A 12762-nucleotide genomic window follows, 5' to 3' on the forward strand; every position below is an offset into this window, starting at 1 on the left:
AAATGAACCAGACGCTCGAAGGCCCTGCTCTCATTCGAGCAGGGCCTTCTGTTTTTCACCGCTCTGCGGGTGCGGAATTCCTAATGCTTTTCCTGCGCAGTAGCCAGTTTCGCTTCGGCTTCGGATATCCGATGCAGCGCGTCGGCATACTTCTCTTCGCTATCCCCGGCTTCGTTCCATTCCTTCTGGCCGCGCTCCAATTGCTGCTCGGCACGAGGTACGTCGATCTCCTCGGGTTTCAACGCATCATTCGCCAGAATCGTTACGCGGTCGGGCAGCACTTCTACAAATCCCCACGACACGTTGTAAATCTGCTCGCCGCCTTCAGCACCGCCATGCAGCCGCACATCGCCCGCGCCAAGCTCAGCCAGCAAGGGAGCGTGCCCATACAGCACTTCCATGTAGCCGTTCTTCGCAGGCAGTTCTACCGCATCCGCCGTAGTGTCAAACAGAATGCGCTCCGGCGACACGAGCCGAACGCGCAATTGACCTGTATCTTCTGCCATAAGATCCTTGACCCAAGCTGCTAGCTTCGAGCTCCTAGCCTCTAGCTAGAAGCTAATAGCTAGAGGCTAACAGCTGCTTTTACGCCGTTGCCTTCAACTTCTCGGCTGTCTCCAGCACTTCTTCGATCGCGCCCTTCATGTAGAAGGCCTGCTCCGGAATATCGTCGTACTTGCCTTCGATAATTTCCTTGAAGCTTCGCACCGTGTCCGCGATCTTCACATACGCGCCCGGAATACCGGTGAACTGCTCCGCCACGTGGAACGGCTGCGACAGGAACTTCTGCACCTTGCGCGCGCGTGCCACCGTGAGCTTGTCTTCTTCCGAAAGCTCGTCGATACCCAGAATCGCGATGATGTCCTGCAGGTCTTTGTACCGCTGCAGAATCTTCTTCACGCCCTGCGCCACGTTGTAGTGCTCGTCGCCCACAATGCGCGCCGACAGAATGCGCGACGTCGAAGCGAGCGGATCGACGGCAGGGTAGATGCCAAGCTCTGACAAAGGCCGGCTCAAAACTGTAGTCGCGTCAAGGTGAGCAAACGTCGTCGCCGGCGCCGGATCGGTCAAGTCATCGGCGGGCACGTAAACGGCCTGCACCGACGTTACCGAGCCCTTGCTGGTGGAGGTGATGCGCTCCTGCAGCTCACCCATTTCCGTCGCCAGGTTCGGCTGGTATCCCACAGCCGACGGCATGCGGCCCAGCAGCGTTGACACTTCAGAGCCTGCCTGCGTAAACCGGAAAATATTGTCGATAAACAGCAGTGTGTCTGAACCTTCCACGTCGCGGAAATACTCGGCGACTGTGAGTCCGGTCAGCGCCACGCGCAAGCGGGCTCCTGGCGGCTCGGTCATCTGGCCGTACACCAGCGCGCACTTTGAATTGGCAAAGTCGCCCGGCTTGATCACGCCCGACTCCGTCATTTCAGTCCAGAGATCGTTGCCCTCACGGGTGCGCTCACCGACGCCGGCAAACACCGAGTAGCCACCGTGGTTCTTGGCGACGTTGTTGATGAGTTCCATGATGACGACGGTTTTGCCCACACCGGCGCCGCCGAACAGGCCGATTTTGCCGCCCTTCAAGAATGGCTGGATCAGATCGATGACCTTGATGCCGGTCTCGAACATTTCCTCGTGCGTCGATTGCTCGTCAAACAGCGGTGCCGGACGATGAATGGGCATCCGTGTCTTCTCGCCGATCGGACCCAGTTCATCCACCGGCTCGCCGATCACGTTGATCACGCGACCCAGCGTCTCTTTGCCCACGGGAACGCGAATCGGTCCGCCGAGATCGATAGCCTTCATACCGCGCACCATGCCGTCGGTCGCTTCCATCGCGACGGTACGCACGCGTCCTTCGCCCAGGTGCTGCTGGACTTCGAGGATCACGCTGATTGGGGTGGGCACGTTGAAGCCGTCGCTGGTCACGCGCAGCGCCTGGTAAATCGGCGGCATCGTCGCTTCTTCAAACTGCACGTCTACCGCGGGACCGGAAATCTGAATTACCTTGCCAATGTTCTCTGCCATAAACTTTGCCTTCCAGTGCTAAACAGCGGCAGCGCCGCTGACAATCTCGATAATTTCCTTGGTGATCGCCGCCTGCCGCACGCGATTCATCTCCAGCGTGTAGGCGTCGATCATATCCGATGCATTGTTGGTCGCCGAATCCATCGCGGTCATACGCGCCGCATGCTCCGCCGCCACCGACTCTGACATCGCGTGATACAACATCGCCGAAATGTACTGCGGCAACAGCCCGTTAAACAAATCCTCAGGGGACTGCTCATAGATGTAGTCCACGTTGGCCGTGCCGAACTTCTTCGCTTCCTCGTCGGCTTCTTCGGTGTCCGCTTCTTCCAGCGTGATGCCCGCACTTAAAGCCGCGTGCGCAGCCCGCTCGCGTTCTTCCTCGGTCAGTTCTACAGCGCCTTCAATCTTGGGCTTGCCGATTTCGAGAATGGGCAGCAGCCGCTCGACCACGAGCCGTTGCGCGATGACCGACTTGAATTCGTTGTAGACAATGTAGGCCGCGTCGATCTCCTCGTGCACATAGCGCGAGATGATGCTCTGCGCCAGCTCAAATACGCGACCGGCTTCGAGTTTCAGCAGCATTCCCGGATGATCGCCGGTTATCTCGACCTTGCCCTTGCGCTCGTTGCGAACATCGCGCTTGTTGCCGTTCTCGTCTGTCTGCTCGGTGTAACTTGCGATGGGGTAACGCCGCCGCATCAGGTCGCGGCCCTTGCGGCCAATGGCTTCAACGTCAATTTCCCTGCCCGGATTGCCGCTGATAAACTGAAACGCCGTCTTGGTAATGTTCGCGTTGAATGCGCCCGCAAAGCCCTTGTCGCCGCTGATTACAACAATCAGAACGCGCTTCTCTGGCCGCGTGGCAAACAGTGGATGCCGCAAGTTGCCAGTCTCTTCATCGAAGATATCTACGCGCCGCGTCAGCGATTCCAGCACGCTGGTGATCATCTTCGCATACGGCCGCGCTGCCAGCGCCCGCTCCTGTGCGCGACGCAACTTCGCCGCCGAGACCATCTTCATGGCCTTGGTGATCTGCCGCGTGTTCTTAACGCTGCGTATCCGTCGCCGTAGATCGAGTACGTTTGCCATAAATCAGCTGCTAGCTCCTAGCCACTAGCTTCCAGCTTGCAAGTCTCTAGCTAGTAGCTGGAAGCTAGAAGCTAGAAGCTGCATTTACGCCTTTACCGCTTGCAGATCCGCCACGAAGTTCGCCTTGTATTCCTTGATTGCCGCGTGGAGCCGGTTGCGGAGATCATCATCGAGCGACTTCTTCTTGGTCAGGTCTTCGATCAGCGCGGTCTGTGCTGAATCGAAATACTTGTAAATGCCATCTTCAAATGCGCGAATGTCTGTAACATTCAGATCGTCGAGATATCCCTGCGTGCCTGAGAACAGAATCACCACCATCTGCTGCCACGTCAGCGGCTGGAACTGGGGCTGCTTCAGCAGTTCGGTCAGCCGCTGGCCGCGATTCAGTTGCTTCTGTGTCAGCGGATCAAGATCCGATCCAAACTGCGCAAACGCTGCCAGTTCGCGATACTGCGCCAGATCAAGCTTCAGTGTCGAACCAACCTGCTTCACGGCCTTGATGGCAGCCGAGAATCCCACGCGTGAAACCGAAAGTCCCACATTCACCGCCGGTCGTACGCCGGAGTTGAACAAGTCGGTTTCCAAAAAGATTTGCCCGTCAGTGATTGAGATAACGTTGGTCGGAATGTATGCCGATACGTCACCGGCCTGCGTCTCAATCACCGGCAACGCGGTCAGCGATCCGCCGCCCTTTTTGTCGCTCATCTTCGACGAGCGCTCCAGAAGCCTCGAGTGGAGATAGAACACATCGCCGGGATATGCTTCACGGCCCGGTGGACGGCGCAGCAACAATGAAATTTCGCGATACGCCATCGCATGCTTCGAAAGATCGTCATACATCACCAGCGCATGCTTGCCGTTATCACGGAAGTACTCGCCGATCGCCGTCGCAGCATATGGCGCGAGATAAAGCATCGGCGCAGGCTCTGACGCGGAGGCGGCCACGATGATAGTGTGGCCCATGGCGCCGGCTTCGGTCAGCGTCTGCACGACCTGTGCGATCGAAGAGCGTTTCTGTCCGATGGCGCAGTAGATGCAGATCAGGTTGTTCTTGGCGTTATTGATAATGGTGTCAAGCAGGACGGCGGTTTTGCCCGTTTGGCGGTCGCCGATGATCAGCTCGCGCTGGCCGCGGCCGATGGGAATCATGGCATCGATGGCTTTGAGTCCGGTCGCCATGGGCTCGCGCACTCCCTGGCGGTCGATGATGCCGGGAGCCAGCCGCTCCACGGGTAGCGACTCCGTGGACGCGATGGGCCCCTTGTCGTCGATGGGCACCCCAAGGGCATTGACCACCCGGCCGATCATGGCTTCGCCCACAGGTACACTCAGAATCTTGCCGGTGCGCTTGACCTCGTCGCCTTCGCGAAGCTCCGTATAGTCACCCAGCACCACGGCGCCGACCTGGTCTTCTTCAAGCGAGAGAGCCAGCCCGGCAATGCCGTGCGGAAAGCTCAGCAGTTCGCCGGCCATGACCTTATCGAGCCCGTGAAGGCGCGCAATACCGTCGCCGAGCGAAGTAATCGTGCCGACTTCGTCCACCTGGACCTTGGAGTCGTAATTCGCGATCTGCTCGCGAAGTAATTGCGTAATCTCGTCTGCCTTGATCTGAGCCATTTGTGTTCCTTACACTTAGCAGTTCACAGTTCGTAGTTCTTAGTCTTCAGTTCCAGCATCTCTGTGAACTTTGAACTTTGAACTCATATCTGCGGGCTTCAGCCCGCAACTAACGCTTCTTTCAGTCTTTCCAGCCGGCCGCGCACCGATCCGTCATAGACGGTCGATCCGATCCGCACCACGGTTCCGCCGATAATTGATTCGTCCAGCTTGAACGTTGGTTCAATGCGAGAGCCTGCCAGCTTGCCTACCCCTGCCACCAGCTCTTCGCGCTCCTGATTGCCCAACTCCCGCGCCGTCACGATCTCCGCCTGGCGAATGCCGAGTCGTTCCTGCATCTCTGCCCGCCACGCCAAAGCGACTTCGTGAACTTCGCCGATGCGATCGTTATTGATCAGGACTGCTAGCAGATTGCGCAATTCGCGCTGCAAGCCCATCTTCGCGTTTAGCTTGTCGAGAATCGAGACCTTCTGTAAAGCAGGAACCGCGGGATTGATGAATAGCTCACGCAACTCCTTGCTGCCATCCCAGGTCCCGAGAAAATCATTGAATTGCCTGTCCAACGCGGCCCCATCCAGATGAGCCGAAGCCACGACGTCAGCAAACGCGCGTGCATACCTTGCTGCAAATGCGGCGGCCATCAGTTTTTCCCTCCGCCATTCATTCCGTCACGACCTGTCTCACTCACGAACTCCGCAATCAGCGCCCTATCGGTCTCCGGCGTCAGCACCAGCTTCTTCACCGCCTGCTCAATCGCGAGGTCCGCTGCAAAATGGCGCAGCGAGCGTCTGGCCTGCGCCGCCGCTACTCCGATCTCCTGCTCCGCCGACGCCACGATGCGCGCGCTCTCTTCTTCCAGAGCCGCCTTGCTTCGCTGTTCGTCCTGGGCAATCTGCTGCTCCACCTCGGCGCGGAACTTCGCGATCTCCTGGTCGAGGCTGGCCAACTTTGCTTCCACGGCGTTCAGCCGCGAATTCGCGTCCACAGTCGTCTTGCGCGCTTCTTCAATGTCGGATCTGATCTTCTCTGACCGCTTGCGCAGCAGCTTCGGCATAATCCGGATCAGCGGGATCACGATGCCCAGTACAACCACGCTGACATTGAAAATCTCGAACATCCGCGCCGCCGTCTCGACGTTCACGTGCATCAACCGCGCCAGGGACTGCACGATGGGCGCGTGCCGGTACTGATCGTTCTCCTGCTCTTCAGTCTTGGCGGCTTCGGTCTTGGGAGGATTCTGCGCTTCCTGCTTTGTCGTTTCGACCGTCGGCTGTGCCGGCGGCTCAACGCTCTGCTGCGCGATGACATGAAGCGGCGCAACCGCAGTTGCCACGGTCAGAACCGCCAGCAAGATCAGCTTGAGCAGTTGAATCGAATTTTGCGATTGCGGCGGATTCTGTTTCAACGGGAACTCCCGGCAGCCATGGGAAGCACTGCGCGCACCACCTGATTGGCCAGTTCACCCGCCGAACCCTGGATCGTCTGCTTGGCGCTCTCGGTCTCGCCGTCCATCTCCGCCTTGGCTTGGTTGACCTTGACTCCGGCGGCTTTGCGCGCTGCATCGAGAGCTGTTTCTCGCTCCGCATTCCGGGCTTTGGCCCGCTGCTCGCGCATCTTGAAGATCTCGGCACGTGCATGACGCAGCCTGTCGGCGTACTCAGCTGCCTTGGCTTCTGCCTGCTCAATCGCCTTATGGGCGTTCTCGACCGCGCCGGCGGTCCGGGCGCGGCGCTCGGCAAGCGTTCGGGTCAGCGGTCCCTGCACCAGAATCTGGTAGGCCGCTACGAGCACCACGAAGAGCAGAATCGTGGGGATGGCGCCGAGTAGAAGCGCACCGACTTGTTGAACGATATCATCCATGTTTGTATTCGGTTAACTCGGGCAGACGGGTATTTCCATCGCAGGTTTCGCAGCTTCCTGATCGTGTATCGCGTCCAGATTTGGCTCAGTTGGCGCGACCAGCAGGAAGCTACAACCTTGCAGAGTTTTGGCTACAGAACAGAATCAGGAAAATGCTCTAGAACACCCTTTTGTATCAGGGAGAATCCCTTAAGGTCAACGCCACTCGGCGCTATGTGAGAGGGACCTGTGATAGCTGTCACGAACTAGGAATTTAGCCCAAAAAAGGTGTTGCTTTCCCCTACAACAAGCCTAAACTAAACATACCACCTAGACCCGGTTCAGGGTCCAGCGGGCAGTCGGTTCCGGGAATCTTCCACTCCCGAAGCCGACCGGCCCGCCTCTATTTTTTTGGGGGGACTTTTTTTGCGAATTCCACCCAAATCCATCCTTGCTCTACATCCCTGAGACAACATTTCCCGTCTACCTCCCTGAACGGCACCCCGGCAAGTCATCAGCCTCGGGGGATACTCGCGAGGAAACCGGCGTCAAACAGACGTAAAACGGGTTCCTTGAACAGAATCGGAGGATTCACAACCTTATGCAAACCAAGATTATTCACCTGGCCCTCAGCGGCCTGCTCGCCCTCGGCGTCACCGGAGCCGCATTCGCACAAGACCCCCCTCCCCCTCCCCCCGACCAGAACCAGCCCGGCCCACCCCCGGGTGGACGCGGCATGCGCATGGACCCCGATCGGCAGCTCGCTCGCCTCACCAGCGTGCTCAGCCTGACGACGGACCAGCAGGCAAAGATCAAGCCTTTGCTCGTCGACCGCCAGCAGAAGATGCAGGCTCTAATGCAGGACCAATCGGCCGCTCCTGAAGACCGGCGCGCCCAGATGCGAACCATCTCCGAAGGCACGAACAACAGCATCAAGGCCCTGCTCAACGACGATCAGAAGCAGAAGTTCGATGCCATGCAAGCCAACATGCGCCGCAATGGACCCGGCGGCGGTCCCGGCGGACCACCCCCTCCCCCACCCGACAGTTCCTCCCCCCAGCCACAACACTAGAACCAAGCCAATAACAAACCGCACCCGCAGAAGAAATCAGGGGCCGCCGCAGCGGCCCCTGATCCATTTCCAGACTCCGCTATTTCGACGCCTTGTCAATAAACGCCGCGAGATCATCCTTCAGCTGGTGCAGCGCGTCTACGTTCAGATAAATCATGTGTCCTGACGGGTAGTAGCCGAACTGCACATTGCCGCGCAACTCCGGCTCCAGGTTCATGTGATCGAGATCGTATTCGGTCGCAAAGAACGGCGTGGCCAGATCGAAATATCCATTCGCCGAAAACACCTTGAGATGCGGATTCTTCCGTATCGCCGCTCCCAGGTCGCCCGCTACCCATGGCTGCAATTGTTCGCCGCCACCGGCATTCGGGCCGCCTCCTCCTGCGGGCCTGTGCTTCCAGTCCCACTGCCCGATGTTGCCCGCGCTGGGCCGGTAAGTGTCCGTAGTTTCGTACTTCAACTCGCGTTCAAGATAGTCGTGAATTGCCGCCACAAACGCGCCCGTGATTCCCGTATCGGATGCGTCGAAACTGGGATTCTCACCTGCTGCGTCAATGTCTTCGCCCTCGAATCGCATGTCGTACCGGCCCAGCGTTTTGCGATCGCTTCTCATCACTTCCTTGCGGAACCTTGTGGGCGACACGCGCAGATTCGCTTCCTTGATGTAGTCCACGCTCAGCCCGGTCAGTCGGCTCATCTCCTTGGCGACGGAGTCCAACTTGTCTGCCGACAGATTGTGTCCCGCAAACAGTGCGTTCGCATACGGCCCCGCTGCAAATTCGCGCGCCTGCTGCACCCACGTTGCTACGTCGGGCGGCTTGTTCTGCACCTTGTTGAAGTACCACGCCGCCGCCGCATAACTAGGCAGATTCGAAACATAGATGGTGTCGTATCCCGGTGACCGAATTGCATAATTCAGAATCGACGAAATCAGCACAATGCCGTTGAGCTGAATTCCATCGCTTCCCAGCAAATCCGACAGCCCTGCCGAGCGCGTTGTTCCATACGATTCGCCGATCAGAAACTTCGGCGAGTTCCAACGCTGGTTCACCGAGATGTACCGAGCAATAAATCGGTCGAACGCCTTCAGATCTTGGTCGACTCCCGTGAAATCCTTTGCCTGTCCTTTGCCCACGGCGCGCGAATAGCCCGTCAGGGGAGCGTCAATAAACACCAGGTCGGTTTTGTCGAGCAGAGAATACTGATTCGGCACCAGCTTGAACGGCGGGCCGGCCGTCGCGTTGGGGCTATCTGTCTGGATGCGTACCGGCGAGAACGAGCCCATATGCAACCAAAGGGTTGCGGCTCCGGGACCGCCGTTATAAAGGAAACTTACCGGTCGCGCAGTTGCCTCGGCGCCATCCAAAGTGTACGCCGTGTAGAACATGCTGCCGTAAGGCTTGTCTTCCTCATCGCGAATCAGCAGCGTCCCCGCAGTCGCTGTGTATTTCAGCGACTTGCCGCCGAGCGCCAGTTCGTGATGCGTCACCGAGCTTTTTTCCGGAGGAACCGGCGTTTCCTTCGGAGCCGCATCCTTCTGGTCGTCTCCGCCGGAGTGCTCAGCTCTTTCCGGCCTTTGTTGCTGTTGTTGTGCCGCAGGGCGCTCCTGCGCAATCGATGGAAGACACAAAAGACAAAGCAAGGCTGCGGCCGCAACCCGGATGCAAGCAAGTCGACACACTGCGATCATGAGTGGAAACTCCTCCAATGAGAGTTGAACACCAGGTCCGCTAGCCTCTGGGGAGAGAAGATGCGGATTTGAAGCGCGGATTTTAAAGCGACGTTTCGACAATCGATGAAGACTCACCCATTTTCGAGTGCAGAGAGATTTTTGGCTTCAAAGTTGCGACATGCCGGAGAAGCCGCGCGCCTGTGGCCTAATGCTTGGGCGCCACCGCTGACGGCTCGCGGGTCAGCAACCCCTGGCCACGCAGCCATGTCTCTAGCAACCCGGGCCATTGATCCATCGACGCATCTCCCTTACCCAGCCCTGACCCATGGGGTCCACTGGCAAAGATGTGGCCTTCCGCGGGAACGCCTGCTTTGATGAGCGCCTCGTAGAACCGCAGGCCCTGCTCCACCGGAACTGTAACGTCGTCAGCAGTGTGGTACCAGAACGTCGGCGGTGTCTTGGCAGTTACAAACAAGTCCGGAGAGTATGCCAGGCGCAGTGCTTCGCACTTGTCCATCACGTTGAACAGTTTGCAATAGCTGAGGTGCGACGTATCGCTTGAGATCGCCCCGATCCACGGATAGCCCAGCACCAGAAAATCCGGCCGGCTCGACACCCGCTCTATCGGATCCTCGGATTCTGGATTCCCTTCGACCGGCTGAGTTGCCGCCAGAGCCGCAAGGTGCCCACCCGCCGAAAACCCGATGATCACGATGCGTTTGGGGTCGATGTGATAATCGCTGGCTCGCGCCCGCACCATCTGCACAGCCCGTCGTGCATCAAGCAGTGGAACCGGCAGCAGATACCCGTGAGAACTCAGCCGGTAACTGAGCACAAACGCCCGGAATCCCTTCGAAGTCAACCAGTCAGCGACCTGCCGCCCTTCCAAATTGCCTGCCAGGCCTACATAGGCTCCGCCCGGCAGCACCACCACCGCCGATCCGTTGTCGTGTCCCGGCTGCGGATCGAAGATAGTCAGAGTTGGTGTGTCCTCGCACGCCGTTCCCTTGGCCTGAGGGGCCTCCCCTGCCCACAAGCGGATCGTCTTGATACCCAAAAAGGGGCTGTTTTCGCCGGGCATTGCGCACGGTTCCTTCTGCGCCTGCGCCATACATGCCAAACCGCACAGGGCCGCAATCACCAACAACCGCCTCATTGCCTGTCTCCGATCATTTCGGGGGAATTATACAAGCGGGTCATCTCCTCGTTCTTTTATCAACGCCAAATGAGGGTACCGTGTCTTTAGGCCACCATTACCGATGCACCTTCGGCATGGCTCCCGACCATCGCGGAAGGTGGCACACTCATTCAATGCCGGCATGCACGCAATGCGACGGGCTCATGGAGAGCCTCAGCTTCGAGAAGCCTCGCGAATATCTGGAACTAGCCCGGCGGCTCCTCAACGCAATCAACGACGGCAAGATGAGTCTCATCGAGTCCACGTGTCCGCTGCAGGATCTCTTTGGCGCCGAATGGCCAGCTAATCAGGTTGAGCATGACTTCGAGTGCAGTGCGTGCGGCCGAAAATTCCAACTCTTCGCCGACACCTACCTGGGCCGCGCCGGATGGGGCGTAACCGGACCGCAAACCAAGGATCCGACGCTGGCAGCGATCGCAACGACGTAGTCCCAGGTATCAGTTTTCAAATAGGACAGGCTGCGCTGCAGTTCAAGGTCACGTTTCTGATCACTGAAAACTGATTACTGAAAACTTCGTCACAGCCATACCGCTTTGTGTCCCGGACAGGGATCGCCCGCCAGCGACGTCAGCGTCTCGGACAGTTCAAATCCGTATCGTGCAAAATAGTAGGCCGCCCCGTGTACGCGCTCCTGCAGCACGCCGCCTGGATTCAGCGCCCGCTCAATCGCCTCCGCATGACGCCGTAGCGAGCCTTCGCGCTGCATTTCAAAGTTGGCCGCCAGCCGGCGCAGTCGATTCATCTGGTAGCGCATTTTGCTTGATGCCGTATCCGCCGACCGCCCCAACCCGGCATCCATCGCCTTCATGTATTCCAGCAGCGGCGCGAGTTCCGCATCCAGTGCCGTTCCCGCCGCAGCCAGCTTCCGCTTGCCCTCGACAGGCATTGCGCGGGCAGCCAGCAACTGTGCAAGTGAATCTGCCGATTCTATGAAGACGCGGTCAAGCCCCAACTCATGCTTGCGCAGCAGTTCGCCAATGGCCGGCTCAATCAGCGTTGCGGAAAGCCTCGCCTCGGCCGCCGTCAACCGACCCAGAATGCGTTCGTACAACACCGCCGACTGCGCAAAGTACGCAACCTCGGCCGGCCCGCCTACGATCAGCGACGTTCCCAGCAGAAAATCCTGAAACACAGGCCGCAACAGCGCTCCGGGAGAAATTCGTTCCGGCTCCGCGGCCAGCACTCCAACCAGATCATTCGTCGTAAACTTTTCGCGCCCGGCCTGCCATATTCCATTCGGTTCGGCGATCGTGGGAGCCGTGCGTTTCAGCGCAATCCTCTCCCCGCTGCGCTCATGGATCAAAAAGAGCAAGCTCGACTGCGGAGTCACCGCTACCTGCGCGTGATATCCAGCAGTCTCGAGTGTCTTGTTCCGTTCCAGCAGCGCCGCATGCAGTTCGTCTGCGAGCTCAATCGCCGCCCGCAGCACTGGCGATCCCAACCGATGCACCTCGCGCCCCGCCGCATCGAGCACCAGCAGTCCCTGCGCGGCAAATGCCTTCGCATAAAACTCGCCAAACGCTTGCCCGAAAGTGCGGCCCGGTCTATATGCGGCCGCAAGCGCGTCCATCGCGTCCGACGAGCCCAACAACTCCCAGGCCTGATCCACCAGCGGCCCGATGGATTCGTCTAGCAAAACCCCACCCACCGGCACAGCGTGAGCCGGAGTTTTGGTATAGACCAGCTTGCGCAGTTCTTTTCGAGAAGGGAATACGACGTGATTGATCTCTGCGAAATCGTGATCTTCCGTAGCCAGCCAGAAGATCGGAACGTGCGGATGACCGGCGGTCGTTGCCTGCTGCGCCCGTGCGATTGCCGTTGCAGCTTTGAATGGAGTAAAAAGTGGGCCGCCCAGTAATCCCACCTGCTGCCCGGTCAGTACCGTGGCCGCGCCGGCTCGCAAGGCCTCCAATGCCGAAGCCGCCGCTGGGGTGGGATTCTGTGTCGCCAGCACTTCAACAATTTCATTCCAGTGGTCCGGGAGTGGACATCGCTGCTGCCAGCCCGTCTCCCGCGGCAGCGACGAATAGAAAGGCCGCACCACCGCCTCACCGGCACAGTAGTCCTTGAAAAGCCGGCTCAGTCCAGGAGCCACGTCGATGGGGTAACAGTCTGAACTCGGCAACGCGTACCTTCCGATAATTTTTCGTTCGGCCGCGCCCGCTGACCGGGTCCGGGCAGAACTTCGGCTCTGTTAAGGATGCCACGGCAGACTGATTCGATGCACAACTCGAGATTCTGCTC

General features: G+C 58.8%; 12 protein-coding genes. 2 read left to right on the plus strand and 10 right to left on the minus strand.

All coding sequences use genetic code 11. From position 1 onward, the window contains the following. Nucleotides 1–80: 80 nt before the first annotated feature. The 7 genes from atpC to P8935_RS23475 form a co-directional block, all read right to left on the minus strand. Nucleotides 81–506 carry an ATP synthase F1 subunit epsilon gene (atpC, locus tag P8935_RS23445; RefSeq protein WP_348262732.1) on the minus strand — a complete coding sequence of 142 codons (426 nt, stop codon included), beginning with the start codon at nucleotides 504–506 and terminating at the stop codon, nucleotides 81–83. Nucleotides 507–585: 79 nt separating this feature from the next. Further along, nucleotides 586–2028 (minus strand): F0F1 ATP synthase subunit beta, encoded by a 1443-nt coding sequence (gene atpD, locus P8935_RS23450; RefSeq protein WP_348262733.1) that lies wholly within the window; start codon nucleotides 2026–2028, stop codon nucleotides 586–588. Between the two features lie 18 nt (nucleotides 2029–2046). Further along, nucleotides 2047–3120 (minus strand): FoF1 ATP synthase subunit gamma, encoded by a 1074-nt coding sequence (locus P8935_RS23455; protein ID WP_348262734.1) that lies wholly within the window; start codon nucleotides 3118–3120, stop codon nucleotides 2047–2049. Nucleotides 3121–3204: 84 nt separating this feature from the next. Then, on the minus strand, nucleotides 3205–4737 hold the full coding sequence (gene atpA / locus P8935_RS23460; RefSeq protein ID WP_348262735.1) for a F0F1 ATP synthase subunit alpha: 1533 nt from the start codon (nucleotides 4735–4737) through the stop codon (nucleotides 3205–3207). Between the two features lie 98 nt (nucleotides 4738–4835). Beyond that, the gene (gene atpH, locus P8935_RS23465; protein WP_348262736.1) at nucleotides 4836–5378 is read right to left on the minus strand and encodes an ATP synthase F1 subunit delta; all 543 of its coding nucleotides are present in this window, start codon (nucleotides 5376–5378) and stop codon (nucleotides 4836–4838) included. Continuing rightward, entirely contained in the window at nucleotides 5378–6142 is a 765-nt protein-coding gene (locus P8935_RS23470; protein WP_348262737.1) for a hypothetical protein, read from the minus strand. The genes atpH and P8935_RS23470 overlap by 1 nt, the downstream gene beginning before the upstream one ends. Next, nucleotides 6139–6597: an ATP synthase F0 subunit B gene (locus P8935_RS23475; protein WP_348262738.1), complete on the minus strand. Its 459-nt coding sequence runs from the start codon at nucleotides 6595–6597 to the stop codon at nucleotides 6139–6141. Before P8935_RS23475 ends, P8935_RS23470 begins: the two co-directional genes overlap by 4 nt. 580 nt (nucleotides 6598–7177) lie before the next feature. Between P8935_RS23475 and P8935_RS23480 the strand changes: the two genes are divergently transcribed. Next, nucleotides 7178–7648, plus strand: a complete 471-nt coding sequence (locus P8935_RS23480; protein WP_348262739.1) for a hypothetical protein — start codon at nucleotides 7178–7180, stop codon at nucleotides 7646–7648. Between the two features lie 79 nt (nucleotides 7649–7727). Here P8935_RS23480 and P8935_RS23485 read toward each other — a convergent pair whose 3' ends face one another. Next, nucleotides 7728–9338, minus strand: a complete 1611-nt coding sequence (locus P8935_RS23485) for a peptidase S10 (RefSeq protein WP_348262740.1) — start codon at nucleotides 9336–9338, stop codon at nucleotides 7728–7730. A 187-nt stretch (nucleotides 9339–9525) separates the two neighbouring features. After that, nucleotides 9526–10476: an alpha/beta hydrolase gene (locus tag P8935_RS23490; protein WP_348262741.1), complete on the minus strand. Its 951-nt coding sequence runs from the start codon at nucleotides 10474–10476 to the stop codon at nucleotides 9526–9528. Nucleotides 10477–10631: 155 nt separating this feature from the next. Here P8935_RS23490 and P8935_RS23495 point away from each other — a divergent pair, with 155 nt between their 5' ends. Continuing rightward, nucleotides 10632–10946 carry a hypothetical protein gene (locus tag P8935_RS23495; RefSeq protein WP_348262742.1) on the plus strand — a complete coding sequence of 105 codons (315 nt, stop codon included), beginning with the start codon at nucleotides 10632–10634 and terminating at the stop codon, nucleotides 10944–10946. An 89-nt stretch (nucleotides 10947–11035) separates the two neighbouring features. On the opposite strand, the gene bshC is transcribed toward P8935_RS23495, so the two are convergent. Further along, complete coding sequence (gene bshC / locus P8935_RS23500) at nucleotides 11036–12643, minus strand: bacillithiol biosynthesis cysteine-adding enzyme BshC (RefSeq protein ID WP_348262743.1); 1608 nt, start codon at nucleotides 12641–12643, stop codon at nucleotides 11036–11038. Between the last annotated feature and the right edge of the window lie 119 nt (nucleotides 12644–12762).

The organism is Telmatobacter sp. DSM 110680 (assembly GCF_039994875.1).
Taxonomy (GTDB): domain Bacteria; phylum Acidobacteriota; class Terriglobia; order Terriglobales; family Acidobacteriaceae; genus Telmatobacter.

Excerpts from the sequence above, each read along its gene's own strand:
- P8935_RS23455 (WP_348262734.1), bottom strand. The coding sequence starts at position 3,120 with ATGGCAAACGTACTCGATCTACGGCGACGGATACGCAGCGTTAAGAAC.
- atpD (WP_348262733.1), bottom strand. The coding sequence starts at position 2,028 with ATGGCAGAGAACATTGGCAAGGTAATTCAGATTTCCGGTCCCGCGGTA.
- atpC (WP_348262732.1), bottom strand. The coding sequence starts at position 506 with ATGGCAGAAGATACAGGTCAATTGCGCGTTCGGCTCGTGTCGCCGGAG.
- P8935_RS23490 (WP_348262741.1), bottom strand. The coding sequence starts at position 10,476 with ATGAGGCGGTTGTTGGTGATTGCGGCCCTGTGCGGTTTGGCATGTATG.
- P8935_RS23475 (WP_348262738.1), bottom strand. The coding sequence starts at position 6,597 with ATGGATGATATCGTTCAACAAGTCGGTGCGCTTCTACTCGGCGCCATC.
- P8935_RS23485 (WP_348262740.1), bottom strand. The coding sequence starts at position 9,338 with ATGATCGCAGTGTGTCGACTTGCTTGCATCCGGGTTGCGGCCGCAGCC.
- P8935_RS23480 (WP_348262739.1), top strand. The coding sequence starts at position 7,178 with ATGCAAACCAAGATTATTCACCTGGCCCTCAGCGGCCTGCTCGCCCTC.
- atpH (WP_348262736.1), bottom strand. The coding sequence starts at position 5,378 with ATGGCCGCCGCATTTGCAGCAAGGTATGCACGCGCGTTTGCTGACGTC.
- atpA (WP_348262735.1), bottom strand. The coding sequence starts at position 4,737 with ATGGCTCAGATCAAGGCAGACGAGATTACGCAATTACTTCGCGAGCAG.
- P8935_RS23495 (WP_348262742.1), top strand. The coding sequence starts at position 10,632 with ATGCCGGCATGCACGCAATGCGACGGGCTCATGGAGAGCCTCAGCTTC.